Source organism: Luteibacter sp. 9133 (assembly GCF_000800155.1).
In the GTDB taxonomy this organism is placed as follows: domain Bacteria; phylum Pseudomonadota; class Gammaproteobacteria; order Xanthomonadales; family Rhodanobacteraceae; genus Luteibacter; species Luteibacter mycovicinus.
Genome location: NZ_JUHO01000001.1, coordinates 1,173,060 through 1,199,463 on the forward strand (window position 1 = coordinate 1,173,060; position 26,404 = coordinate 1,199,463).

Sequence of the window (26,404 nt, forward strand, 5' to 3'; positions counted from 1 at the left end):
ACTTTTTCCAGAGGCATTCAATGAAAGCGGTCATTCTGGCAGGTGGTCTCGGAACCCGTATCTCGGAGGAGACCCATCTCCGCCCCAAGCCCATGATCGACATCGGTGGGAAGCCTATCCTTTGGCACATCATGAAGATGTACTCGGCACACGGGGTGCACGACTTCGTGATTTGCTGCGGTTACAAGGGGTACATGATCAAGGAGTATTTCGCCAATTACTTCTTGCACACTTCTAATGTCACATTTGATCTGGTGCAGAACCGGATGGAGGTTCACGAAAGGCACGCTGAGCCGTGGCGCGTCACGCTAGTGGACACAGGTGATACCACCATGACAGGTGGCAGACTGAAGCGCGTGGCGCCCTATCTTGCCGGCGAGGATGCGTTTTGCTTTACCTACGGCGATGGGGTGGCCGACCTCGATATCGGTGCGCTGATTGCTTATCACAAGGAGCATGGCAAGCTGGCGACCGTGACGGCGGTCAGACCCCCGGGGCGCTACGGTGCACTGCGTATGCAGGGTAGCGGCGTTACTGGCTTCACCGAGAAACCTGACGGGGACGGTGGCCGGATCAACGGTGGTTTCTTCGTCCTCTCGCCCGCCTGCCTCGATCTGATCGAGGGTGATTTCACAAGCTGGGAAGTCGGCCCTCTCAACTCGTTGGCTGAGAGTGGTCAACTGCGAGCATTCGAGCATGGGGGTTTCTGGCAGGCCATGGACACCTTGCGCGAGCGAACCCTGCTGGAGCAACTCTGGGCCTCGGGCGAGGCACCGTGGAGAGTCTGGTGACACTTGCTCCTGACGCGTGGCGCAACCGTTCTGTCTTCGTTACCGGGCATACCGGGTTCAAAGGCGGATGGCTGTCGCTCTTGCTCGACCGGCTAGGTGCGCGCGTGCATGGCTATGCGCTGGACCCGGATCCTTCGCCGTCGATGTTTGACGTAGCAAATGTGGCTCGATCTCTCGTCAGCGACATCCGTGCCGATCTCGCCGATCTCGCGAGCCTGCGTAACGCGGTGTCGGATGCGCGCCCGGAGGTGCTTATCCATCTGGCTGCCCAACCGCTGGTGAGGCAGAGCTACCTTGCGCCGTTGGAGACCTTTGCTACCAACGTGATGGGGACGGCCCATGTCCTTGAAGTGGCACGTGACGTACCCAGTGTCCGGGCGGTGGTGATCGTGACGACCGACAAGGTCTACGCCAACAACGGTATGGGCGCCCGCTTTATCGAGACCGATGCGCTTGGTGGGGATGACCCGTATAGCGCCAGCAAAGCAGCTGCCGAACTGGTGTCTGCCAGTTATCGACGGAGCTTCTTCTCGGGGGCGGAAAGCGCCCGCGTTGCATCGGCTCGCGCGGGCAACGTTATAGGCGGGGGTGACTGGGCGACGGATCGTCTGGTTCCCGACTGCATGCGTGCCTTCGCGCATGGACTTCCCGTGCACTTGCGCTACCCGTCGGCCAGTCGGCCATGGCAGCATGTGCTGGAACCACTTTCAGGCTATCTGCAACTGGCCGGACACTTGCTCGGAAATGACGGCAAGGCGTTCGCGCACGGGTGGAATTTTGGTCCCGGCGTCACCGATCAGGCGACGGTGGGTGATGTCGCCCAACGAATGGCCCGACTCTGGTCGGGCGACGCGAGGGTTGTGCTCGATACGCAGATGCACCCCCATGAGGCAGGCTCGTTGGCCCTGGACAGTTCGGCGGCTGCCGCCGATCTCGGCTGGCATCCACGTTGGTCCCTTGACGAAGCGCTGGGCGCAACGGTCGCCTGGCAACGTCAGTGGCTTGCGGGGGCCGACATGCATGCATTCACTCAGCGTCAGATCGCTGATTACCTGGAAGGTAGCCCTGCATGAGTCAGCGACTTGTATCCGTCGGAGAGCCTCTGGCCTCCTTGCGTGTTTTCGAGCGAGTGCCCGCCGGGGATGGCCGCGGTTTCCTTGAGCGCTTGTACGAGCATGGCGGCGGTTGCGACTTTCCCGGTTTCGGCAACGTAGCCCAGGTCAATCGAACGGTGACGACACGGCGAGGGACGGTACGTGGCATGCATTTCCAGCGTCCGCCTTTTGCCGAGTCGAAACTAGTGCATTGTCTGCGCGGTTCGGTGTTGGACATCGCGGTCGACCTGCGCTTTGGCTCGCCTACGTTCCTGCAATGGCACGGGGAAGTGCTGAGTCCCGGCAATCATCGCTGCATGTGGATTCCGGAAGGGTTTGCGCACGGTTTCCAGACCCTGGAGGACGATTGCGAACTGCTATATGTACATAGCCAGCCCTACCGTGCGGAACACGAAGGTGGGGTGCATCCTTGCGATCCGCAGGTCGCGATTCAATGGCCCATGGAAATCGCCGCGATATCGGAACGGGATGCCAGTCATTCGTTCATCGACAACAGTTTCGTAGGAGTCCAGGTGTGAAGTGCCGACATTGTGGTGAACTGCTCAGCGAGACGCTGATCGATCTCGGAAGTGCGCCGCCGTCGAATGCGTATCTCACCGCCGCGACGCTCAAGCATCCTGAAACATGGTTTCCCTTGACCGTACTTGTATGCAGCCGCTGCCGCTTGGCGCAAACGGAGGATTTTTCGCGCGCGGATGAGCTTTTTGATGCGGACTATGCCTATTTCAGCGGATTTTCAGCCAGTTGGCTCGCTCACTGCGAACGCTACGCGGATGAAATGATCGCGCGGTTCGACCTGGATGCGTCGTCGTCAGTGATCGAAGTCGCTGCCAACGACGGTTCACTGCTCGGTTTTTTCCACGATAAGGGCATCCGCAGCCTCGGCGTCGAACCGACTACCAGTACAGCGGCCGCCGCCAGAGTGCGCGGACTGGATATCGTCGAAGCATTTTTTGGGGTGGCGCTTGCGCAATCGTTGGTGTCCAGCGGTGTCAGGGCCGATCTCATAGCGGCAAATAACGTTCTGGCGCATGTTCCCGAGATAAACGACTTTGTTGCCGGCTTTGCGATACTCCTTGCCGAGCAGGGCGTGGCGACGTTCGAGTTTCCCCACTTGCTCAATCTCGTGCGTCAGCGCCAGTTCGATACGATTTACCACGAGCATTATTCCTATCTTTCTCTGATCGCCGTCGATCATCTGTTCGAGGCTAACGGCCTGAGGGTTTTCGATGTCCAGTTGCTGCCTACGCATGGCGGGAGCCTGCGTGTTTTTGCGCAACGGGCCGATTCCGGTGCGCACGCGGTCAGCTATGAGGTAGCACGCGTTCGCGCAATGGAAATCGAGGCTGGTATGGACCGGCCCGAGTTTTACCGGCAATTCCAGTCGGCGGCCGAGGACGTCAAGGACACTTTCCTGACTTTCCTGCTCGAAGCCAGGCGGGCGGGTAAGACTGTGGCGGCCTATGGTGCCGCCGCCAAGGGCAACACCCTGCTGAATTTCGCGGGAGTGCGGCCAGACCTGCTCTCCTTCGTCGTGGACCGTAACCCGCACAAGCAGGGGAAGTTTCTACCGGGAAGCCGGATCCCCATCCTCGCCGAGCAGGCGTTACGTGAGGCGCGACCTGACTACCTGGTTCTGCTTCCGTGGAACCTGCGCGAGGAGCTTGCTGTTCAGTTGTCCTATATCGGCGAGTGGGGTGGTCGCTTTGTCATCGCCATTCCTTCGCTGAAGGTGTTTGACGCATGATCTCGATCGACCCTAGCGCACGTATCTCTCCACTGGCGGATCTGGAAGACTCCGTCCGGGGAACTCGCATCGTCGTCGGACCCGGCGTCACCATTGATGCATTCGTCAAGATCAAGCCAGCGGGCGGCATCGGTGATGTCACCATCGGTGCGGGATCCACGATCAATTCGGGTTGCGTGCTCTACTCCGGAAACGGAATCGACATCGGGAAGAACGTGGCTATCGCCGCCAACTGCACGTTGGCGCCGGTCAATCACGCATACAAGCGTGCTGACGTTCCCATCGTCTCGCAGGGATTCGGTCCCTCCAAAGGTGGAGTCACAGTCGGCGACGACGTATGGATCGGCGCAAATTGCGTGCTGCTCGATGGCACGCGCATTGGTGTGGGATGCGTCATTGGTGCGGGCTCCATCGTGCGCGGTGAGCTTGAGCCTTTTGGCGTCTATGGCGGCAGTCCGTTGCGGCTCCTCGGACATCGCTCGTGATGTTTACGGTGTTCGGTGCTACCGGCTTCATCGGTCGCGAACTCGTCGCTTCACTGCGCGAGAGTGGGGCCCAGGTTCGCACGCCTGAGCGAGGCGATAACTTACCCGATGGGTCGCTCGGTCATGTCATTTACGCCGTGGGTGTTACGGCCGACTTTCGTCAACGTCCGTTCGATACGATCGAAGCGCATGTGTCACTGGCCAGCCGCCTTCTTCGCAGTACGGACTTCGATTCATTCCTTTACCTGTCATCGGCTCGGTTGTACAGGCACGCAGCGGATACCCGCGAATCGGCCCGAATCACGATCGATCCAGCAGAGGCAGAAGACTTTTACGACTTGACCAAGCTGACCGGGGAGTCGATCTGCCATCGATCCGGTCGCGATAATGTGCGTGTCGTCCGGCTGTCTAACGTTATTGGGCGCGATTTTAGCTCGAGAAACTTCGTCTTCGACGTGATGAGGGAGGCGTGGGAAGAGCGTCGGGTGATGCTTCGTTCGGCTCCCGACTCCGCCAAGGACTACATCCTCGTCGAGGACGTGGTGCGCATGCTGCCGCTGATCGCTGCCGGTGGCACCTATTCCTGTTACAACCTCGCCAGCGGCGTGAACCTGTCGCACGCTGCGGTACTGGCGCCTATCCTTCATGCTTCCGGTGCCGAACTGGTCCTTGACCACAAGGCGCGAGCGCAAGCGGCACTACCTCTGGATATTGGCCGGCTGCAAGCCGAGTTCGGTTTCGTGCCGGGCACCGTGCTGTCGCAACTGGAATCTCTGACTTACGAGTTCGGAAAATCTCTCAATGCTTAAAATCGATATGGAGCGTGGCCTCGTGCAGCTCGACGGGCCGGAAGGTTCGATTGAAGTGGCCATCGGTTCACCTGAGGCTTTCAGCGCGATCTCCAAGGCCTGGCTGCGTAGCGGTTGGGACGCGAAATACGTGTACGGCTTCAGCTGGATGGGACGTCCGATCATCCAGCTTCCCGAAGACATGATGCGCATCCAGGAGCTGATCTACGCCCTGCGCCCCGACGTCGTGGTCGAAACGGGTATCGCGCATGGGGGCAGCCTCATTTTCTATGCGGGTCTGATGACCGCGATGAATCATGGTCGCGTCATCGGGGTCGACATCGAAATACGTCCGCACAACCGTGAGGCGATGCTTGCCCACGAAATGATCGCGCGAATCGAGATGATCGAGGGGTCTTCAATCGATCCTGCCGTCGTCTCCGACGTTCGCGCACGTATTCGTCCCGGCGAGAAGGTACTGGTGCTGCTGGACTCGAACCATAGCCGCCAACACGTCCTCGAAGAGCTTCGTGCCTATGGCGATCTTGTTTCCGAGGGCTCGTACATCGTGGCTTGCGACGGCATCATGCAAGAGGTCGTAGGCGGTGAGCGCACCGCCGCCGATTGGGATACGAATAACCCGCAGTTCGCTGTTCGAGACTTTTTGGCGGAGCGCAGCGATTTCGTTCTCGAAGAGCCTGTTTTTCCGTTCAACGAGGGCCGCATTCATGAGCGGGTGACGTACTGGCCTAACGCATACCTGCGTCGGATCGCGGCTGATTGAGACTGGTGCGGGCAATCGGGAAACCCGTATGGCCCTAAGGCGCAACATACTGGCTAACTACATCGGCGCAGGCTGGACCGCGCTGATGAATGTCGCCTTCGTTTCCGCCTACATTCGGTATCTCGGGGCCGAAGGTTACGGGCTCGTGGGGGTATTTGCACTGCTCATCGGGCTCCTTACGCTTGTCGACCTGGGCATGGCGCCAACGGTCAGTCGCGAGTTTGCCCGAATGCGCGCGTCGCCCGACGGTGGGGCTAGCGACATGGCCCAGCTTCTGCGTGGGGTCGAATGCGTCGTTGGCGTACTCGCTACGGTCATTGCTGCGGTCATCTGGTGTGGTAGCGGCTGGCTTGCCGAGCATTGGCTTGGCACGCGAGGTATTCCCGTCGATGACGTGGCATCCGCACTTCGAGTAATGGGTGTGCTCGTTGCTCTACGGCTCGTAGAGAATGTTTACCGCAGTGCGCTCATCGGCCTGCAGCGCCAGGTAGCCCTGAATGTGGTGTTGGCGTGCTCGGCGACATGGCGCAACGCCGGGGCCTTCGTAGTGGTCGCGTGGTTCTCTCCCACCGCTGCCGCCTTCTTCTACTGGCAGTTGCTTGCGGGCGTGGCGACCGTCATTGCGTTTGCCGCGGTCGTTTATACAATTCGTCCCGCGGTCGATGCCCCACGACATTTCTCGTTCGGCCCATTGCAAGCTGCCTGGCGTTTTGCTGCCGGGACCATGATGGTGGCCAGTATGTCGGTCGTACTGGGCAATATGGACAAGGTTCTGCTTACCCGTCTGCTTTCGCTCGAGGCTTTCGGCTACTACGCGCTGGCCGTTGTAGTGGCTCAGACACCTCTTGGACTCGTCGCGCCCATCGCCCAGGCGTTCTACCCGCGCTTCACCCAGTTGTTCGCTCAAGGCTCGGTCGAGCTGTCCGATACGTATCATTTGGCGTGCCAGCTGGTGAGTGTGTTACTGGGCACGGCGACCGTTTTCCTGGTGCTGCTTGGCCACCCTCTCCTCCTTTTGTGGCTACACGACCCGACCACGGTGGACCATGTGCAGTCGTTGGTTTCCATTCTTGCCGTCGGTAGCATGCTCAATGGCATGATGACCCTTCCGTATTATCTGCAGCTCTCGGCGGGCTGGACCGGGCTTACCATTCGCTTGAACCTTCTCGCGATTACTATGGTGGTACCGGCGTTGCTATTGTTCGTTCCCATGTATGGGCCGATGGCCGCCGCGTGCACGTGGCTTGGATTGAACGCAGGCTATACGCTCGTGGTGGTCCCGCTCATGCACAGGCGATTACTTCAGGGCGAGCAGGGCATGTGGTATCTGCACGATGTTCTCCGGCCGTTGCTTGCGGCAACCTTCCTGGGCAGCCTATGGCGCCTGGCTGCTCCTGACACGATTTCCGGTATCGGCGGCTGGTTTTGGCTCGCCATGGCCGGCACGACGATGCTGGTTGCGGCGGCCATGGCCGCCCCTCGGTTGCGCCGACTCATCCGGAGCCAGCCGGTCTGATCGGCGGTCGTCAGCGAGTGAGCTTTGGCCAGCCGTATCGAAACAGCATGATCAGCTTCCTGGGTATCGGGCGGAAGGGCTGGAGGTATCGGATCAGTCCGAGGTGACGCAAAGCCAGATTGCTCGCTCTCACGCTCATGAGCATCTTCCGGTTCCGGCGCAGTTCGATCGGTACGTTGAGGTAGATGTCGCGGAACACTGAACTATCCCGGCGTACGAATGCTAGAACGCCGCCTTCCACAAGCAGCGCAAACAGATGTACGGCAAGCAGCGGCCACACAGCGATTCCCGGAGTGCACGTGACGAGCGTAAAGGTTTTATTACGCTCGCTTAGGCGCCGGCGACGCACGGTGGACGACAGCACATTTTCGTGGACGCGATTTCCCCCGAACGTCTTTCCCTGCCAATGGCGGTATCCGCTTTCGTTCAAGGCGATTACGTGCGCTCCGTGCAGGCGCGCCGCGCAGCAAAGGTAGAGATCTTCACCTATGGATTCCATCCAGGCGGGAAATCCACCCAGGCGATTCCAAAACGTGCGCTTGATCCAAAGGCAGGCGCCAATGGTCATGGCGACCTCGCGCTCGCCGACGGCCGTATTCGGTATGGGATTGTAGGATGGATCGAGCATACATCCACGGTCCACAAGAGCCTCGGATTGCCAGTCATACTGAGGCAGCGTCAGGACAAGCTCGTCAGACGTCGATCGCGCCTTCGTCAGCAGCGATGCCAGCGCGCCCGGCATCAGGGCTGCATCGTTGTTCAGCAGGAGTAGATAGGATGCCCGGGTGGCTGCTGCCATGCGGTTGTTGCCAACGCAAAAGCCGACGTTGGTCTCACTGACGATAACCCTCACCTGCGGATAGTGTTCGCGCAGGAATACAACGGAGTCATCCGTGGACGCATCGTCGTGGACGATGATCTCGACGGTCGCCGCAGACTCCTGGGCAAGGATAGAGTCGATGCAGTCCGCCAGCAGGGCGCGCCCGTTGTAATTAGCGATGCATACAGCGCAGTCGGGAGCGGCGGCTACCGGGGTCAGCCCTCCGTCGAGCGAATCCATCGCCAGGTCTCCTCAAGGCCGGTCTTTAGCGACATTCGCGGCATCCATTCCAGTTCCTTCGCTGCGACCTGAATGTCGATGGCCACGCGGTCGGCATCCACCGCACGCTGGGGAAAATAGGTCCGTTTAAGCGGTAATCCGCTTGTGCCTTCGAGAAGGGTAAACAGGTCATTGAGGCTGGTGCTTGAACCGCTGGCGGCATTCACCGTCAGGGCGCCTGAGCGTGCCGGGCGCCGCAGGGCGGCGACGCACAGATCGACTACATCGCTGACAAAAATATAGTCCCGTGTCTGGCTTCCATCACCCCATACGTCCATGCTCAAGCCGCGAAGCATTCTCGCGAAGGCGTTCGGGATCACGCCAAAACCGGGCCGGGGCTCCTGGCCGGGTCCATAGACGTTTGAAGGGCGAATGATCGTCGCCGTGCCACCGAATTGCGCACACCATGCCCGAATGAAATGCTCCGCGGCAACTTTGCCCGCGCCGTGGTAGGAGCGCGGATCGACCAAGTCGGACTCCGCACTGGAGCCGCTTTGCTTCGCACCGTAAAGCGATCCCGCCGAGGACATGTAGTGCAAGGGGATATGCGCGTGACTTTGCAGTGCTTCCAGCAGTGTGAATAAAGGAAGCAGGTTTTGAGTCAGTTCGGCTCTTGGCGCACCCGCAGAACTACCCGGATTGGAACCGCTCGCAAGGTGCATCACCGCACCGACGGACGCAACCTGTTCCGTCCATGCGTGCAGGTCGTCTCCCAGCGCTTCTGCCGAAAGTTGTTTGGCACGAGGATCTATCGGCGCCTGACCACGCCGGGTGATTGCAATTACGCGTTTACCGCTGTCGAGCAGAGCGCGCGTGAGGTGGCGCCCAACAAATCCGGCGGCGCCTACCAGAAGGAGTGGCTCATTCGCCATGCGGGTTCCCGAGTGTCGCGTAAATGGAAGCGTATCTTGCTGCCGCATCGTCCCAGCTGCCGAAGGTTTCTTTAGCCCATTGTCTGCACTGCTCGCTGACGCGTTTGGCGGTGTCGTCGCTTTCGAGTGCGTGGATCGACGCGGTGAATTCCGTCGGACTGCTACACAGGAAACCCGTTCGCTCATGCTCGATGATAGTGGCATGGGCGGGCATGTTGGAGGCGATGATCGGCAAACCGGATGCCATAGCCTCCAGCATGGTCTGTGGGCGGCCCTCGGCGTGCACGCTTAGGGTAATAAGGCCACGAGCGTCGGGAAACCACGTCGTGGCCAGATCTTCCGGTGTGGCTGCTCCGTGGTAATGGACCCACGGTGGGATGTCGGTGTGTTCCTGCATGGGCCCGAAAAGATGGAGCTCGCGCTCGCTCCCGGAAAATAGTGGTTCTGCCCATTGGAACAGCGGCCCGAGTTTGTTCGCAGTGAGCCGCGTCACGGCAATCCAGCGGTTAGGCCGCACAGGGGCTCGATGTATTTTGAACCACGCGTCGTCAATACCGAAAGAGACTGGCACGATGCGCGCGATGTCGCCGAAAGCCTCCTTCAGCAGCGGTACCATCCACTCCGCATTCGGGCAGAGCACGCTCTCGCGCTTGCGCAAACGTCGACGCAACAACATCTTGATCCCGGGCAGGCGAAGCAGGTTCAGGTCGTTCCCGAGAATCGACACAACGGCGGGCTTGCCATCGTTAGGAAGGGGGAGGGCGCATTGCAGCCAGTTGATATGATAGATGTCGGTCACCGTCTCGCGCTTATAGCAGGCCCGTAGTCCGGCGATCAGGCGTACGGGTGCGAGTCCGGCACGCCAGCCATTCTCGCGCATGAGATGCGAAATGCCGCCAGCGACCATCAGTGCCTTCAACCAGTTCGCTTCCCGTGGCGTGGTGGCAGCCTCGACGCCGTACGGCAACACGCCGGGTGGCGACCACAGGCGCAGCCGCGTTCCAGGCAACCGTGCGATGCCAGCGGCAAGATGTCGGATGAAGACGCCTCGCCAGTCGCGTTCGTCGGCGGGATACGACGTGCTGACCATCAGGATGTTCATCGAGCCTCCACGGGAGCGGCATCGTGCTCCTTGTTTGCCAGCGTCGAACGCAGCGGACTCAGTGTCGACGACAGGCGACCGCCGACGTTCAACCGTTCAAGCGCCGCGATCTGCAGGCGCGCGGTAGGCAAGTCGTTAAGCGCAAGCGCTTGTCTCGCCGCGGTGATGTGATATGCGGGCTCATTGGGTTCCGTCTGGGCCGCTAGCTTTGCCATGTCATAGCCAAGCTTCTGGTCCTGCAATGCGGTCCATGCGAAATCGCTATAGGCGCCGATAAGACGTGCGTGCGGGTTGTCGTGGGACAAGGCGGTAACGTAAAGCTCGAGCACTCTCTGCGGATCGAGGTCGCATTCGCCGCTCATTTTACATGCCGCCAAGGACATGATCGCGCTTTCGTCCTCGATGGCGACGGGACCGATCTCCAGTTTTTTGCGCATCGATGCCCACCACTCGTCCTTTATAGGCAGGTGCATGCGGGCGTTGAGAAAGATCAGGGCCTGCTCGGACAGCGTTGACGATCGCGGGAGCGAAGCTGACTTTTCGAGCACTTTATAGGCGGGTTCAAGGTACGGTGAATCCGGCTTGTAGCCCGTGGCGATGACGTAAACGCGGCCCAATCCGTACTGGGCGCGTGGGGACATCGGCCCCCTCACTGCGAGCTCGGTCGGTAACCGCAGCGGATCACCGCCCCATTTGTAGGCGGTGAACGCCGTAAATGAAAGCCATGCGAACGAGGCAATGACGAGCAACGCCGCTCGGGGTCGCACGGCTTCATCGTGGATCCGGTCCGGGTTCCCACCGCCTGCAAGCAGGGTGACCAGAACGATGATGATGCCGAGGCTGGCAAAATAGTTGCGATGCTCATAAACGAGCTCGAGAGGGATGATGGTGGCCGTCAACAGATGGCAGGCGAAGAAAAAGCCGATGCCCAGTGCTACGAGGGGCAGCCGTCGCCGGATCGCGATGGCGAAAATGGCAAGCGCAGCCAGCAGCATTGCACTGGCTAGGGTGGTCCAGGGGGCGAGCCATCCCGTCGAGACCTTCAGGTCGTCGTGATAGAACGACAGTCCGCCAGGAGACGGCAGCAATGTCCAGCGAAGGTAGGAGGCGACAATCCTGCACTCGGTGAAAAGCCGCTCGCTGAGCGTGAAAGGGCGGGGTGCCCAGGTAGCATCGGCGAGTAGGCGCGGAACGATCACGACAGCGCCTATGGCGAGGGGCAACGCCAACGTTACGATAAAGAGGGCGATAACGCGGCGGCTTGGACCGTCGCGCCGGCTTTCCCGCGGCGATCGCTTCCAGCGAAACACCGTGGCTTCGATCAGAAGCGCGTAGAGGGGTGTAAGTATGGCGGTTTCTTTCGCCAGTATTCCGACGGCACTGGCCAGCACCATGCCACCGGCTGCGAGCACGCAGCCGTTGCCGTTGCCGTTGCCGTTGCCGTCCGCCAGCATGCGCCGACGGCCGGATGCGTAAGAAAACAGGCCAAGCAGCACGAAGAGATTGGCCAGACTCTCCATGCGTTGCACCACGTAAAGCACCGCGGTGAGATTGATCGGCAGGGCCATCCAGAGGAAGGCCACGATAACCGCGCGCCAGGTGTCGCCTAGGGTCACCTGTCGTGTTGCGCCAGCCATAAGGAGGCGGACGAGCAGAAACGCGATCCAGCCATTTAGCAAGTGAATGACGACGTTGGTCGCCTTCATGGGTTCGGGATTCAGGCCCGAAGCCAGATAGTTGAACGCGAATGACAGTGACGCCAGGGGGCGTTTGAATTCGCTCGATGGTGAGGACAGTGCCGCGGAGGTCAGCGAGGCGATGCTTGCATCGCCAGGTTGCACGCCTCGGTTGTCGACGATGTTGGGATAATCGTCGAAAAACCAGCCGCCAGACAATCCTGGCAGATAGGCGGCCGCCACCACGAGGCTCAACACGATCATCCACAACCAGGGAGAGCGCGCCAGCGACCTGAGCGAAGTGTTCAATGGGCGATGTCCCTGCTTGATGGGTTATGTATGTCCTCGAGCAGAGCGGCCTTCAGGTGTGCGTTTTGTTTCGCCCAGTAATCCTGATAGTCCAGGACCCAGGCGTGCACCGAAGGCATGCCCGGACCGGCCGGAGCCACCTGATGAGCCACGCTGTCAAATAGTTGCAAGTGAGCTAGTCCCTCGTTGGCGAAACCCGCCGAGCCCAACAGGGCGGCTTGCTCCAGAGCAATTCCCGGACGAGGATCGGCCAGGAGTGCCGCATTGTAATCGGCAAGGGCCGAGCGGCCATCGCCGCGGGCCAGCCTGATCGACCCACTTACATTAAGCAGATCTTGTCGGCGGCCACTGCTGAAGCGTGGATTCGAGAGGCCTGCCTGCGCGATGCTGCCCAGAGCATCGAGTCCGAGCGCGGGGCACTCGCCATGCTTCGCAGCCGTGATCGCGCGCCCGAACCAAGTGACGATCAGGGAGCCTGGGTCCGCGCTGGTCATGAGCGCCTGGCGCGCGTGGCGGATGTCGTCGTCCGAGGCCGTCCCGGCGGCGCATTCCGCGGCCAGCAGGTTGAACGCGACCTGGACTTCGTCGGGATGCTCGACAAGCATCGGTTTGAGCCGTTTGACGGCCTCCAGAGGGCGCCCCTGTACAAGGTCTGCCTGGGCGGCATTCACTGCCGCGCGCCTTGATGCGGGGTTCATTCTGGCCCAGAGTTCAGCCTGATCGCGCGTGTCGCCCCACAGCGAAGCGTTGAGCCAGGTCATGGTGGCTAGCGCTAGCAACAGGATGGCTGCCAGGCTAGTGCGCAGGAGGGCGGATACCGGTTGCCTGCCTGAGACGAGCCCGCTCAGCCATAGCCCAAGAGGGAAGAACATCAGAAGGGCGGGCACGTAGTTCCGGTGCTCGAAATAAAGCTCAAGCGGCACCGTAGTGCCTTCCATGGCATGCCCGACAAGAAAAAACCCCAGCGCCAAAGCGATCGATGGCGCGTACTTCCGGATACGAACGGTCGCTACGACGAGGGCGATGAGTCCCACCATGGCGATCGGCGTTGTCCAGGGATGCCACAGTGAAGTGGATGCGTTCAACTGGTCATTGAATACGCCGGCGGTATACGGATGCGGGAGCCACAGCAGTCGGAGGTAATCCCACAGCACGCGTGGCTCGGTGATGACTCGCTGGCCGATGGTCCATGGCCGCTGCGGGGGCGCACCGTGAAATGCGTAGACCATCACCATCAGAATGACGGCGGCCGTAACACACCAACCAAATGCCAGCGCGATGCGCATCTGCCAGGGGAGCGAAGGAGACCACGGTAGGATCTTGCGCGTGTTGGCGGATGCTCCGGGATAAGTCGCTTCAACGATGAAGATCAGGGCGGGAAGAAGGGCGCCGTTGGCTTTGGACAGGATGGCCAGAGCCGTGCACCCCACCATCGCAGTGAGGGCTGTCAGTGATCCGCGCGTGCGATGTCCAGCGTCCATCTGTGACATGCCCGTCAGCCAGCCCAGCAGGCCGGCCAGAACAAACGTGGCGACGAGCATCGCCTCACGTTGGACGATATAAAGGGTGGTCGAAACGAACAAGGGATGAAGCAGCCAGGCACCCGCTGTAAACGCGGCGGCCAATACCAGGCGGCCCGAAGGCTGCGATCCGGCAGGATCATAGCGTCTGCCCAGCAGCAGGCAACACACGAACAGCATCACTCCATTAAGCAAATGGAGTAACACATTGGTGCGCTTGAACGCGCTGGCATCCGCGGGCCAATCGTGCGCATCCATCAGAAAGCTGGCCAACGCCACCGGGCGTCCGGTGGGGTCCGCGCCCCCGGACGTCAGGTAGCGGGCCAGAGCCGCTCCGTTATCGACAGGACCTGTCGCCCCGAGAGCAGGCAGATTGGCATAGTCGTCGAAAAGGAAGGGGCCATGTATGCCGGGGTGGTACGCGAACCACGACAGGGCAAGCACAATCATGAGTCCGGCCACGCCGGCGTAGGAGCGCGATGTCATGAAAAGAGTTTACGTCAGCGCGAGCGAATTCTCGTGGCAAAAAAAAGGAGCCTCTTCAGGCTCCTTTTTTCTGTACGAGATGCTTGGCGCGAAATTAAGCGCGGCAGTTCGACGGCAGGTAGTTCGGCTTGATGCCAGTGCCGTTCTTGCAGACCCACTGGATGCTGCCGACGTTCGTGATCGGCGAGAGAACCAGCGTCGACGTCGCCGGGATCTTGCTGCTGGCCTTGGTGCCGCCGTAGTAGGCAGTGATCAGGCCGCCAGCCGACACGTTGATCTGCGAAACGTACTGGCCCTTGATGCTGGCCTTGTCAGCGAGACCGGCCGAGGCGTTGCTGCCCGGCATGGTGCCCTTGTTCTGGAAGAACTCGGCAACAGCCGTCTTGGCGCCGTCAGCGAGGACCGGGCCTTCCGACACCTGGGCGCGGATGGTGTAGTCCTGGTAAGCCGGGATAGCGATGGCGGCCAGGATGGCGATGATCGCGACGACGATCATCAATTCGATCAGGGTAAAACCTTTCTGCACGTTCTTCATGGCGTTTCCTATCTTTGTGGTGGTTAGCTAACCGATTGTGATGCCCCCTGAGCCCCGGTTCCGAATCCCCCTAGGAAGGGTCGGCCCCCTTTCTCACTCACGTGGTCAGGAACGACCAGGAAGCTCGTGATGTCACCTGCATGTTGCGTGCCACGGGTGACGGCGCGTATTCCCTCATATTACGCCTGCCGGAATTGTGCCCGTTGTCACGTCTGGCGAGCAACAGGAAAATTTCCCGGACATTCAACATGATGCGCTGTGACGCATAGGGTCATAAGGTGACACGAAAGGTCACATTCGACTTAGCGGCACGACGAGGGAAGATAACGCGCGTCCATCGGCGACCCCTTGCAAACCCAGGCGATGCTGCCAGCGTTTGTAATCGGGGAAAGCGTCAGCACGCCGTTTTGAACGTGGGTATTTGCGCTGGCCGTCTGAAATTTCACAGCAATCGCGCCGTTCGTTACTTTGACGGACGATACGTACTTGCCAGCGATGGACGTTTCGGCCGCCAGTCCCGCGGACAGATTTCCCGGCGGGAGTCGGCCCTTATCGGCAAAGAAATCCCATACCGCGGTTTTCGCGCCGGTAGAGAGATTGATTCCCTCGGACACCTGGGCGCGGACGGCGTAATCCTGATAAGCCGGAATGGCAATAGCGGCAAGAATGGCGATGATCGCAACGACGATCATTAACTCGATCAAGGTAAAGCCTGCGGCATCGCGGCGTTGGTACATAGTTCTGAGTTCCCCTGGAAGCTACAAAACGTCACAGCAGGTTTTGTACCAAATGGCCTTCGCGCCTACCGGCTGCATGGCCAAGCGTGATCCGCATCACCTAATCAGCGTTAGTGGATGGCCTGATCGCGAATAGATGTCAGGACAGGTAGACGGGGGCGGCGCTTGCGCCGGCTTTCGTCAGGCCTTACCGTCGCCAGCGGCCATATCAAGGGAAGTACCCATGAAACCACTCCTCGCCGCGCTGGCCCTCGCCCTCGCGTCCGGCCCAGTCCTGGCCGCCGACGCCGACAGCGCCGCCACGCACCCGTTCTCCATCCGCGACCTCGTCATGATGGACCGGGTAGGCGACCCGCAGCTCTCGCCGGACGGCCGCTATGCGCTCTTCACCGTGCGAGCCACGGACTACGCCGCGAACAAGGGGGTGACCTCCATCTACCTGATGGACCTCAATAAGCCGCCGCAGCCGGTCAAGGTGGTGGAGAAGGGCTCCTCGCCCCGTTGGGCGCCGGATGGGCAGTCCATCTATTACACGACGCCAAAGGACGGCGTGGCCCAGGTTTTCCACCGTAGCTTTGAGGCGGACAACACCAAGAGTCTGGCGCTGACCGTCCGCGCCGGTGACGCCGTGACCGACGGTCCGCTGGACGTCGGCTCGTTCAAGCTATCGCCCGATGGCACGAAGCTGCTGTTGAGCTACGAGGTCTTCACCGACTGCGCCGACCTGGCCTGTACCAAGGAGCGCCTGGATGGCCGGGAAAAGGACAAGTCCACTGGCACGGTCTACGACAAGCTGTTCGTCCGTCACTGGGATACCTGGGCCGATGGTCGCCGCAACCAGCTTTATATCGCTGATGCGTCGGCCCCCTCGCAGCCCTTGTTGCTCAGCCGCGGTATCGATGGCGACGTGCCGAGCAAGCCCTTCGGCGGCGAGGACGAGTTCACCTTCTCGCCCGACGGCAGGACCGTCTACTTCGATGCCCGCATCGCCGGCACGACCGAGCCATGGTCGACCAACTTCGACGTCTACAGCGTTCCGGCCGATGGTTCGGCCACGCCGACAAACCTGACGGCGGACAACCTCGCGTGGGACGCTAACCCGCTGGTGTCGCCGGACGGAAAGACGCTTTTCTATACAGCCATGAAGGATCCGGGCTCGGAAGCGGACCGCTTCGGTATCTGGGCGCTGGATATCGCCACGGGCGCGAAGCGCGAGATCGATCCGTTGTGGGACGCTTCGGCAAGCAGCCTGCAGATTTCGGCGGACGGCAAGACGCTTTACACCACGACCGACGACAAAGGCCAGCATCCGCTGTTCGCTGTGGACGTCGCGACCGGTAAGGCGACCATCCTGGTGACCGACGGTGCGGTGGGTGGCTTCTCTGCGGGCACGAAGAAGATCCTGTTGACGCGCGACGACCTCAAACGTCCGGCGGATCTGTACACCGCCGACCTCAAAGGAAAGGGTCTCAAGCAGGTGTCGCACTTCAACGCCAAGCGCATCAAGGGCGCACAGACAGGCGACTTCGAGTTCTTCACCTTCAAGGGTGCGAACAACGACAGCGTGCAGGGCTACGTGGTCAAGCCGGTCGGCTACAAGAAGGGCAAGACCTATCCGGTCGCCTTCATCATTCATGGCGGCCCGCAGGGCGCGATGACCAATAGCTGGAGCTATCGCTGGAACGCCCAGACTTATGCGGGGCAGGGCTTCGCGGTGGTGACGGTGAACTTCCACGGTTCAACCGGATACGGTCAGGCCTTTACGAACGCTATCTCGGGCGACTGGGGCGGCAAGCCGCTGGAAGACCTGAAGCTCGGCTGGAGTGCCGCGCTGTCGAAGTACAGCTTCCTCGATGGCGATCGTGCCTGCGCTCTGGGCGCGAGCTACGGCGGATACATGGTGTATTGGATCGCCGGTGTGTGGAACCAGCCCTGGAAGTGCCTCGTCGATCACGACGGCGTCTTCGATGCGCGTGCCATGTACTACGACACCGAAGAACTCTGGTTCGAAGAGAAAGAGAACGGCGGTACGCAGTTCGATCATCCCGAGAACTACGAGCGTTTCAACCCGATCAATCATGTGAAGGACTGGCGCGTGCCGATGCTTGTGATCCACGGCGGTAAGGACTTCCGCATTCCGGAAACGCAGGGACTGGGGGCGTTTACGGCACTGCAGCGTCGTGGCATTCCGAGCAAGCTGTTGCACTTCCCGGATGAGAATCACTGGGTGGTGAAGCCGCAGAACAGTGTTCAGTGGCATGAGACGGTGAATGCGTGGTTGAAGGAGTGGACGGCTCCCGGGGCTGGCGCGAAGTAAGCGTAGTCATTGAGCGGCGGCCTTAGGGTCGCCGTTCTTTCATGGACGAGGAGGTGGTGCATGAGAGAGCCGGGTGACGAGCGTATTTTTTCGACGCTGGATAAGCGTGTCTTCCAGGCATGTGGGCTCCTTTTGCTCGTCGGGGCGCTCGCGGTGGCTGTATCGCAGATCCGGCCGGCTGACGACTGGATTCATATCCTTGGCACCTCGTCGATCGCCGTCGGGTTCGTGGCGGCCTTCGGCATTTTGCCGACGCTTATGACCCGGGACCTTGTGCGGACAGCCGACGGCGCGTTGCGGTTGGGCGCTGACCAGTGTGGAAGTCTTGTGAGGGCATACGGGCACGATGCATACGGTCAAACCGAACTGGTGGGTGACAGCTGATGCGCCGCCTTTTCTTGTTAATGTTTCTTGTCTCGCTTTTTGCTAGTGATTGTGTAGCTAGCGATCAAGGAAGTTTGGAGTCTACTTTCTTTCGCGGGCGCACCTATGTCCAGCGTATGTCAGAGTTTCGAAACTATCGGGTTGACACTCAGTTAGAGTTGTTCTTCTACGGGAACCAAGTGATTCATCCCCCGGCGACTTACCTTGCCTCATGTTTCGCGATGAACGGGCCATCTGGCGTGAGGGTGATTCGGCGGAGGCTCTCCGGACATCTTACGACTCTAGAGATGCGCGATATCGCTTTGCTCCTTGAGACGATGCAAGCTATGGGCACCTACAGCGTTCGTGACGATGAGACGCTCATGGCTGCAATAGAGAAAAGCGTGTCGGAAGTTGCAGAAGGCGGATGGAAAGAGTCCATTGACGGCATGGTTGAGCAGATCAAGAGCGGGCGCGTTCGCGTTCGATCTGTTAATTCCCATTGCGGGGTTCGAGAACGAGTCGAAGGCAAGGGTATCGATCGGATCGATGCCCAAAAACAGATTGAGTAGCACCCCGGTTTCGAGTCAATCCACTGCGGGAATGAGATTGGACATGAAGAAGCGTTTTTTAAGAACAGATCATTGGCTTCCTGCGTGAGCCCAAGGCAGGCATGCCGATTCATGACCGGAAAAGAGCAAGAGAATCTTATGAAAAGGCTTTCTTTGTATCTGTTGTTTTTTGTCCTAGGCGCATCGTTCGGTATGCTTCTCTGCTGGTATGCCAGTCCTGTATGGTCGTACAACGAAGCGATTCGCTCTCGCGAGGATCTCGTGGATGCTTCGGTGTTGCAGTTTCGGGGTGGGCGGGTCGCCGAAGCGGCGGTACTGATGCAGCAAGCCAACGAGGTCGCGTCGCGGCCGGATCAGTCTTGGCCATTTCTGTTTCCCTGGCACGCGGCGGTTCTGCGTGTAACGGGGGTCTTTTCCGGCATTCACGTTTCGAAGGAATATCGCGCGGCAGAGACCGCCTATCTCTTTCGCATGTCTGGCCAGCATGATCGTGCTGGTCCGTATTACGAGCGCTTGCAGAAACAACGCGGCCGAACAACCGAGCAGTTAGACGTTTCGGCTTCCGCGTTCCTGCGTTCTGCATCAGCGTTCCAAGAGGAACAGGTGAAAGAGTGAGCTCAGAGAACTACGGGAAGTTCGGCTGCCTTTTCGAATCAAAAAAAGTATTGACCGCTGTGCAGTGGAGCGATCGCTTATAGAGATCCGTTCATCTGGCGCCGGCGCATTCTTGATGCGTACGCTCGCCTGCATCTAGAGGGGGCATTTAGCATCGCTCAGGTACGTCGGGAGGGCCTCGACCGTTTTGGGGCGGGATCTACGTCTCAACGGCTGAGCATGCATCGTCCGATCCATATGGGTATCGCTTTGTGCCGCGAGCGTCGAAAGACGCTAATTCAATGACTAATCGGTTTGCACAACAGTGGACGCGCATTCCTAATGTATTCAAGCGTGGCGCCGGAAGTGCGATTTTCGGTGCCCGCCGCGCGGCTGACTCCGGTAATTGAGGAAACTATGCGTTTAAGAAGCCTGTTCAGTTTTTCACGAGAGCGAGTGCTTCCTTTCGAAGCTGAGGTTCTTGCGGCACTCGAGCTGTCTTTTTCTCCTGCGCTACTGCCGCGACTGAGGGCGCAGTTGGGTGAAATAAACAAAGTTCAGCGGTTGACCAAGGGTCGAGAAGTCAACTTCTATCGAATGAAAATGGGGCGGCCCAGTTTTGACGGGGCAGCCCGCATTCCGACGGAGCACCTCGAGGCCGTAGTGGCACAAGTTAAAGTTAGACTATTAAGCACTGACGATCTAATCCAGGTTTCTGTAGCCTTGAGCAAGTCGGTACCTTGACAGGCTAATTTTAGGGAGAACTTCGCTGTCGAGTCGTGTCTGATCTCGCACGACGTCTTGAGTCCGGTTGGCGCTTCGCAAAGGCCGCAGGGAACGGCTCCTTCGGGCCTCGCTCAATGGTGTTTGGATGGGGCGATAGACTCTTGGCGGGAGGCGATTGGCGCGGCCGATCGTTCTGTCAAGCTGTCAAATTTGCGGACCGCCCTGCCGCGAGATTACCTCGACGTCCTTGAGATATCTGATGGATTCTCGTCCGGTCGGGTCAGGGTGAACGGAGCGGCAGAACTCGGACCGACAGCAATGGATCACGGAAGCATGGTTTTTTTGGCTGAAGTTGGTGAGATCTTTGGTGTCGGTGTACCTCAAGATGTCCCGAGCTTCGCGCTTCAGATAGTAGATTATTCAACAGGCGACATCTCGTATGCGGTCAGCATCGAGCTTCGCGATGCCATAATCGAGGGGATTATTTTGTCTGACCAGCGATCAAATCGACAGCGATAAAAGCTTTGCTCCGTGGGTATAGGGGAGTTCCGTTTGGGTTCTAACGTGTAATGAACGGAATGCGGGTTAGATGGAAGGCTGCCTCCGCGGAACGGCCGGCAGCCTAGCCCATGCCTTCTGCGTGGTGACGCCGAGAACGAGGCGTGTGAATGTCAGCTTTTTAGTGTGCGGGCTGTTGATTTGTCGCCTCCCGGCAGGCTGATGCGCATGGGGATCCAGTGCACCGCCCGGGCACACGCCCGGAAGTGCTGGGAGCGGGACAGGATCTGATGCATCATGGCTGTCCATTGTGCAGGGGATAGCCATGGAGACGAAGGGGGTGCATGTGTCGGGTGCTCAGGGAATAGAATAGGCCCTGTCCCCGTTAGGGATTTCCAGGCGATATGTGGGGAATGCGCGAAATCAGCTAGTTGAAGTCAAGGAGGGTGAAACTACTGTCCTCTCATTCAGTTACGACCCGTTGGGGCGAAGGGCGACAAAGAGTACGAGCGGAGCTGTTCCCACCCGCTATCAATGCGACGGCATCGATGTTGCCAGGACATCGGGTGGCAACGGGTCGAGATCCTACGTCAACGGCCCTTTCGTCGACGAGCATCTCTGGGCCAGAGGTGCGACCAGTGACTTCTTTCTCGCCGATGGTCTGAACAGCACCGTAGGGCTTGCCGATCCGGGCGGAGCCTTGATTGGAAGGCTTAACTACGGTGAGTATGGCAGTACAACCGGCCAGGCTTCGGTCCAGGAGCGGTTCCTTTACACAGGTCGCGAGATGGATGACGACGATTTCTACTACTATCGCTTCAGATACTATGAGCCGTCGCTTGGTAGGTTCATCAGCGAAGACCCCACACGATTAGCTGCAGGACCTAACTCGTACGGATATGTCCTTCAGGATCCGATCAATAACATCGATCCCTTGGGCCTCTGGACTCTTCAGATCGGATTTCAGGTCAGTTACTCGGTAACTTTCTTTGGGGTCGGAGTTTCTGGCACGCTTGGTATGGGCGCAGCCATCGACGGGCATGGAAACGTTGCCGCGTTCTCATACGATGGGCTTGGTGGAGCGCTGGGTACGCCGGGCGCGTCGGCTGGCGTGCAGACGGCGGTATCCGACGGCGATACGATTTGCGCTCTAGGGGGCAAGTTCAATAACGCTAGTCTTGGAGGTGGATGGGGGCCTGATGCAACCGGCGACGCTTTCTGGGGGCCGGGCGAGCATGGGCAGCCCGTGGTGGGCGCAGGGGTAACCATCGGTGCCGGTATAGGAGCCTCGGGATCTGTAGGTCAGACCGATACCACCCTAGGCGATGTGGGGCACTTATGGTGAGCCTTGCAAGATGGAGGGATGTTGCCGGTGGAATCGCGGCATCGTCCTTCGTTGTCGGAAAGCTGATATATGGGAGCATCTTGCAGACCGCACCTCGCACTCAAGATGCTGTTCACAGTATTGCGGTCCCTTTTAAAAGTTACACTGTGTACCTGAGCGAGTCTCAAGAAAGATGGAATGATGGACCTACGATGGTCGCGGTAAGCTTTGCCGCAGTGGCATGTGTACTGACTGTGATCATCTGGTCCCGCGATCGTTGATACGGATATATGCACTGCTACGTCATTCATCGCTTTGGTGGGTACAGCAAAGAAAAGCACGTGCCGTGCTTCGTGGCGGGGATGACGTGAACTGGGCAAGCAGTAAATTCTACGTATACGCCAAAATCCGTGACTGGAATTTTCGTTTGCAAGACTGCGTACGGGCGGTTACGAGTGTTCCCTGTGAGCTCTCGAACTGGTCGCCAAACTACCGGCGACACCCGCCGATCGACACGGAGGGGCGCGAGGCGTCCGTAGGGGCGCTAAATATTGTCTTCGGGCCCAACATGCAGATAAGGAGCACGTGCCTTACGAAGAGGCTGGTGCGTGTACCGCGGAATGCTGCACGTACGGCCGATGGATTGCCCGAACCGACACTGTCACGCGCAAAGCCCCCTCTGACACAGCAGCGTCATCGGGTATGGTGCGGCGAGGGGAGGTTGTGCAGGCGATGCGTGGGACAGTGGTAACGACGGTGCCCGGTGTGACCCGCGTCGTGGCCCCGGTGAAGCTGGGCTACAAGAAGGGCGGAGACGCACCTCTGCTTGATCTGGTGCCTGGCGGTGACGCTGTACCCCGTGGGGGAAGCCTGCGATCGCTTCTGGTATCGCGGTGAAGTCTATTCGGATCAGATCGACCTGCCGGAGGACGCCTTCGGCGATCCACCTTTCAGCAAGCAGCTGAAGGTGATCTCGCGGCCCGTGTATGCCTGGTGGGCCGAGGTCCGGCTGACGTCGGGGCGGACGGGGTGGGTCGTCGTCGATGCGACGTCCCCCCAAATTTGAGTAGCGCCCCGGTTTCGAGTTCAATCCCCCACGAGAAGGAGATTGGACGTGAAGAAGCGTTTTACCGAAGAGCAGATCATTGGCTTCCTGCGTGAAGCCGAGGCGGGCATGCCGGTCAAGGACCTGTGCCGCAAGCACGGCTTCAGCGAGGCGTCGTACTACCTTTGGCGAAGCAAGTTCGGCGGCATGAGCGTGCCCGAGGCCAAGCGGCTGAAGGATCTGGAGTCGGAGAACGGCCGACTTAAGAAGCTGCTGGCCGAGCAGCTCCTGGAAAACGAGGTCATCAAGGAAGCGCTGCGAAAAAAATGGTGAGCGCACCGGACCGGCGCGAGCTGGTGCGCTATCTGATCGGCCGAGAACTGAGTGAGCGTCGGTCACTAGCGATCGCCGGCATAAGCGCAAGCGTTTACCGATACCAACCGCGGCGCGACGCTAACGTCGAGCTGCGCGAGATGATCTGCGCGCTGGCGAATCGCCAAAAGCGCTACGGCGTCGGCATGATCTACCTCAAACTCCGCCAGGCCGGTCAGATGGTCAACTACAAGCGAGTTGAGCGCCTGTACAAGGAGGCGAACCTGCAGGTGCGCCGACGCAAAAGGAAAAAGGTGCCCCCGGCCGAAAGGCAGCCACTGCTCCGGCCCGCAGCGGCGAACGAGGTTTGGTCCATCGATTTCGTCTTCGACCGCACCGCCGAAGGGCGCGTCCTGAAGTGCCTGACGATCGTCGATGACGCCACGCATGAGGCAGTCGCCATCGAGATCGAGCGGGCGATCTCAGGTATCGGCGTAACGCGCGTCATGGACCGCCTGGCCGTCACACGGGGCCTGCCGAAGATCATTCGCAGCGATAACGGAAAGGAGTTTTGCGGCAAGGCCATGGTCGCGTGGGCACACGAACGCGGCGTGCAGCTGCGCCTGATCGAGCCTGGCAAGCCGAACCAGAACGCCTACATCGAATCGTTCAACGGAAGGCTTCGCGATGAATGCCTCAACGAACACTGGTTCCCCAGCCTGCTGCATGCCCGGGCCGAAATCGAAAGCTGGCGACGGGAATACAACGAAGAACGACCGAAGAAGGCGCTCGGCGGGTTGACTCCCGCGGCTTACGCGAAACAGTTACATTAACCCCGGACTCGAATCGGACCGCTACTAAAGGCGGGGGGACGTCGCCTGAGCCTCAGGCCCCACCGCCTCCCGACAACCACTTCCCTTGGGCCGGGATGGATTTCTCCGGCGCGGGCTTTCAATAGCTACCGGGTTTTAAGCTATGGATGACAGTGCTACATTCAAATATGGGAGGCTTGCGTGGCTGGTGCTGCTTGTTTCGCTGGCCATAGTCAGCATGGCGACCTATGCATTCATCCGCGCAGCTCAGCAATTTCGACCGGGTGACTTGCCTTTCTTCATCGTGGGTATCCCCTTAGTCACCGTATGTGTGGTCAGCCCTCTTCTCGCCTATCGAGACGTAGTAATTTCTTCCAAAGGGATCGGAAGATCCTTTTTTGGAGTTTGCACGGGTCTCATTCCCTGGGAACGCGTTACCAGCGTTCGTTGCGGCGTCCTGTCTGGGAATGACCAGTCGGTCAATACATACCATCTCCGTGTCGGCAACCGCGCCATCTTCGGAGGGGTACGTTTGATGACGATGATTGACGACGTCGACGAACTGATAGCGAAAGTCAGTGCGGAAGTCGAGCGACGCGCGATTCCCGTGACAGCTTGGCATGCTAATAAATTGGTTACCTTGGAGCGGTTGCCACCCCCGATAAAGGGACCGGCGGCGTGGGAATGAGTTTTAGAGAGGGTTCCGGACAATCTGGTCACGTCACGTCGTTAGCAAGAACCCATGACAAGCGTCATGATGGCCGTTGGATCGCCCTACTTTCATAGACACTCAGTAGCCGGTTTGCACGGAATGCCGGTCGCGTTCTACCGGTGATAGATCGGCGGCCAAATCATGTCGGCGTACTGGATTGCAGAACATCTCGATGTAGTCAAATATATCCGACGATGCGGCCGCGCGACGGGGATAGATCCGGCCCTTAATTTGGTCCTCCCTCAGCAGGCTAAAGAACGTCTCAGCAACGGCGTTGTCATGGCAGTTGTGACCTGCCCCACTGGGCCATACCACGTGAAGCTGTAAAGTTCGTCGACCACGAGGACGAACATGAAGAAGAGTCGTTTCACCACCGAGCAGATCATTGGCTTCATCAAGCAGGCCGACGTGGGAATGGTGGTCTCGGAGCTAGCCCGGCAGCATGGCTTCAGCCCCGCGAGCTTCTACGCCTGGCGGGCCAAGTACGGCGGCATGGAGGCCGAGGACGCCAAGCGACTGAAGGAATTGGAGTCCGAGAACGGTCGGCTTAAGCGTCTGCTCGCAAAGGCCCATCTGGACATCGAGGCTCTGAAGGTCGGGTTCGGGGTAAAACGCTAGCGTCGCAACGCAAGCGCGAGGCAATCCGGCGCATGTGCGAGTTGACGCCGATCAGCGAGCGCCGGGCTTGCCGCCTTCCGGGGCTGTCCCGCGATGCTTTCCGTCATGAGCCGATACCCACGCCCGCCACGCAGGCGTTGTCGCTGCGACTGGTCGAGTTGGCGCAAGCACGCCGCCGCTTCGGTTACCGCCGCCTGCACGACCTCTTGAAGCCGGAATTCCCGACGGTGAACCAAAAGAAAGTGTATCGCCTGTAACAGGGGGCCAAGCTGTCGGTGCGCCGTCGCCGTAAGGCGAAGCGTCCAGTCGGCGAGCGCCAGAAGCTGCGCGTATCACGCCGGCTGAACGAGACCTGGAGCATGGGCTTTGTCTTCGATGCACTAGCCCACGGGCGCCGGATCAAGTGTCTGACTGTAGTCGATGACTTCACTCGTGAGAGCGTGGATATCGCCGTGGATCATGGTATCAGCGGTGCCTACGTCGTACGGCTTCTCGATCAGGCTGCCTGCTTCCGTGGCTATCCACGCGCCGTACGAACGGACAACGGGCCGGAATTCACCAGTCGCGCTTTCATCGCCAGGACGCAGCAGCATGGCATCGAGCACATCCTCATCGAACCGGGCTGCCCTACGCAGAACGGCTACATCGAAAGCTTCAACGGCAAGTTCCGCGACGAGTGTCTAAATGAGCACTGGTTCACGTCGCTGACCCAAGCGCGTGACGTCATTGGAAGCTGGCGTCGGGATTACAACGAGGTTCGGTCCCATGGCAGCTGTTGCCGCATCCCACTATCGTAATTCGCTGCCCATCACCGCGCACAATCCGACAACAACAGTAATCTTCAACCCCGGACTTTCACTGTGATCACTGGTACGGCGGCTGGGGGCAGGTCACCAGCCCTGGGTCACGTTGCAGTCTTCGAATGTCTCGATTCCGACATCGGGGCTGA

22 protein-coding genes and 3 pseudogenes are annotated in these 26,404 nt (G+C 59.6%); 17 read left to right on the plus strand and 8 right to left on the minus strand.

The features are described 5' to 3' along the window. Window positions 1–20 precede the first annotated feature (20 nt). From rfbF to FA87_RS05065, 8 genes are read left to right on the plus strand one after another with little or no spacing between them, the layout of a single operon-like run. Window positions 21–791: a glucose-1-phosphate cytidylyltransferase gene (gene rfbF / locus FA87_RS05030; protein WP_043692810.1), complete on the plus strand. Its 771-nt coding sequence runs from the start codon at window positions 21–23 to the stop codon at window positions 789–791. Then, the gene (rfbG, locus tag FA87_RS05035) at window positions 788–1,864 is read left to right on the plus strand and encodes a CDP-glucose 4,6-dehydratase (protein WP_043692813.1); all 1,077 of its coding nucleotides are present in this window, start codon (window positions 788–790) and stop codon (window positions 1,862–1,864) included. Before rfbF ends, rfbG begins: the two co-directional genes overlap by 4 nt. Beyond that, window positions 1,861–2,424, plus strand: coding sequence for a dTDP-4-dehydrorhamnose 3,5-epimerase family protein (locus FA87_RS05040; RefSeq protein ID WP_043692815.1), 564 nt, complete (start codon window positions 1,861–1,863; stop codon window positions 2,422–2,424). Before rfbG ends, FA87_RS05040 begins: the two co-directional genes overlap by 4 nt. Continuing rightward, a complete protein-coding gene (locus FA87_RS05045) occupies window positions 2,421–3,653 on the plus strand; it encodes a class I SAM-dependent methyltransferase (RefSeq protein ID WP_043692818.1) in 1,233 nt (410 codons plus the stop codon). Before FA87_RS05040 ends, FA87_RS05045 begins: the two co-directional genes overlap by 4 nt. Next, window positions 3,650–4,138: an acyltransferase gene (locus tag FA87_RS05050; RefSeq protein ID WP_043692821.1), complete on the plus strand. Its 489-nt coding sequence runs from the start codon at window positions 3,650–3,652 to the stop codon at window positions 4,136–4,138. The genes FA87_RS05045 and FA87_RS05050 overlap by 4 nt, the downstream gene beginning before the upstream one ends. Continuing rightward, window positions 4,138–4,947, plus strand: a complete 810-nt coding sequence (locus FA87_RS05055; RefSeq protein ID WP_043692824.1) for an SDR family oxidoreductase — start codon at window positions 4,138–4,140, stop codon at window positions 4,945–4,947. Before FA87_RS05050 ends, FA87_RS05055 begins: the two co-directional genes overlap by 1 nt. Before the next feature lie 22 nt (window positions 4,948–4,969). After that, window positions 4,970–5,710, plus strand: coding sequence for a CmcI family methyltransferase (locus FA87_RS05060; protein ID WP_197062365.1), 741 nt, complete (start codon window positions 4,970–4,972; stop codon window positions 5,708–5,710). A 28-nt stretch (window positions 5,711–5,738) separates the two neighbouring features. Beyond that, a complete protein-coding gene (locus tag FA87_RS05065) occupies window positions 5,739–7,226 on the plus strand; it encodes an oligosaccharide flippase family protein (protein ID WP_043692830.1) in 1,488 nt (495 codons plus the stop codon). A gap of 10 nt (window positions 7,227–7,236) precedes the next feature. Here the strand turns inward: FA87_RS05065 and FA87_RS05070 are convergent, their stop codons facing one another. The 7 genes from FA87_RS05070 to FA87_RS05100 form a co-directional block, all read right to left on the minus strand. Then, entirely contained in the window at window positions 7,237–8,286 is a 1,050-nt protein-coding gene (locus tag FA87_RS05070) for a glycosyltransferase (RefSeq protein ID WP_052191152.1), read from the minus strand. Continuing rightward, entirely contained in the window at window positions 8,262–9,197 is a 936-nt protein-coding gene (locus FA87_RS20195; RefSeq protein ID WP_043692833.1) for an NAD-dependent epimerase/dehydratase family protein, read from the minus strand. The genes FA87_RS05070 and FA87_RS20195 overlap by 25 nt, the downstream gene beginning before the upstream one ends. Next, window positions 9,187–10,299: a glycosyltransferase family 4 protein gene (locus FA87_RS05080; RefSeq protein WP_043692836.1), complete on the minus strand. Its 1,113-nt coding sequence runs from the start codon at window positions 10,297–10,299 to the stop codon at window positions 9,187–9,189. The genes FA87_RS20195 and FA87_RS05080 overlap by 11 nt, the downstream gene beginning before the upstream one ends. After that, window positions 10,296–12,284 carry a hypothetical protein gene (locus FA87_RS05085; RefSeq protein ID WP_275041264.1) on the minus strand — a complete coding sequence of 663 codons (1,989 nt, stop codon included), beginning with the start codon at window positions 12,282–12,284 and terminating at the stop codon, window positions 10,296–10,298. Before FA87_RS05085 ends, FA87_RS05080 begins: the two co-directional genes overlap by 4 nt. Further along, entirely contained in the window at window positions 12,281–14,290 is a 2,010-nt protein-coding gene (locus tag FA87_RS05090) for a hypothetical protein (RefSeq protein WP_052191154.1), read from the minus strand. Before FA87_RS05090 ends, FA87_RS05085 begins: the two co-directional genes overlap by 4 nt. Before the next feature lie 94 nt (window positions 14,291–14,384). Continuing rightward, window positions 14,385–14,825 carry a pilin gene (locus FA87_RS05095; RefSeq protein WP_043692842.1) on the minus strand — a complete coding sequence of 147 codons (441 nt, stop codon included), beginning with the start codon at window positions 14,823–14,825 and terminating at the stop codon, window positions 14,385–14,387. A 302-nt stretch (window positions 14,826–15,127) separates the two neighbouring features. Beyond that, window positions 15,128–15,562, minus strand: coding sequence for a pilin (locus FA87_RS05100; RefSeq protein ID WP_043692845.1), 435 nt, complete (start codon window positions 15,560–15,562; stop codon window positions 15,128–15,130). 223 nt (window positions 15,563–15,785) lie between these two features. Between FA87_RS05100 and FA87_RS05105 the strand changes: the two genes are divergently transcribed. The 8 genes and pseudogenes from FA87_RS05105 to FA87_RS20655 all read left to right on the plus strand — a co-directional run bounded on the left by FA87_RS05105 (window position 15,786) and on the right by FA87_RS20655 (window position 24,813). Further along, window positions 15,786–17,879 (plus strand): S9 family peptidase, encoded by a 2,094-nt coding sequence (locus FA87_RS05105; protein ID WP_043692847.1) that lies wholly within the window; start codon window positions 15,786–15,788, stop codon window positions 17,877–17,879. 60 nt (window positions 17,880–17,939) lie between these two features. Continuing rightward, complete coding sequence (locus tag FA87_RS05110) at window positions 17,940–18,263, plus strand: hypothetical protein (protein WP_043692850.1); 324 nt, start codon at window positions 17,940–17,942, stop codon at window positions 18,261–18,263. A gap of 287 nt (window positions 18,264–18,550) precedes the next feature. Then, entirely contained in the window at window positions 18,551–18,814 is a 264-nt protein-coding gene (locus FA87_RS20640; protein WP_156128495.1) for a hypothetical protein, read from the plus strand. Between the two features lie 111 nt (window positions 18,815–18,925). Further along, window positions 18,926–19,429: a hypothetical protein gene (locus FA87_RS05120; protein ID WP_043692854.1), complete on the plus strand. Its 504-nt coding sequence runs from the start codon at window positions 18,926–18,928 to the stop codon at window positions 19,427–19,429. 1,609 nt (window positions 19,430–21,038) lie between these two features. After that, complete coding sequence (locus FA87_RS20930; RefSeq protein WP_197062366.1) at window positions 21,039–21,977, plus strand: RHS repeat-associated core domain-containing protein; 939 nt, start codon at window positions 21,039–21,041, stop codon at window positions 21,975–21,977. Between the two features lie 805 nt (window positions 21,978–22,782). Continuing rightward, a complete protein-coding gene (locus tag FA87_RS05135; RefSeq protein WP_043692862.1) occupies window positions 22,783–23,022 on the plus strand; it encodes a hypothetical protein in 240 nt (79 codons plus the stop codon). A gap of 108 nt (window positions 23,023–23,130) precedes the next feature. Further along, window positions 23,131–24,174, plus strand: a pseudogene (locus FA87_RS05145) (IS3 family transposase). 114 nt (window positions 24,175–24,288) lie between these two features. Continuing rightward, the gene (locus FA87_RS20655) at window positions 24,289–24,813 is read left to right on the plus strand and encodes a hypothetical protein (RefSeq protein ID WP_156128497.1); all 525 of its coding nucleotides are present in this window, start codon (window positions 24,289–24,291) and stop codon (window positions 24,811–24,813) included. 102 nt (window positions 24,814–24,915) lie between these two features. Here FA87_RS20655 and FA87_RS20205 read toward each other — a convergent pair. Further along, window positions 24,916–25,125: pseudogene (locus tag FA87_RS20205) on the minus strand (IS3 family transposase); the annotation flags it as partial. A gap of 63 nt (window positions 25,126–25,188) precedes the next feature. On the opposite strand from FA87_RS20205, the pseudogene FA87_RS20660 reads away from it, so the two are divergent. After that, window positions 25,189–26,319, plus strand: a pseudogene (locus FA87_RS20660) (IS3 family transposase). The last annotated feature ends 85 nt before the right edge of the window (window positions 26,320–26,404 follow it).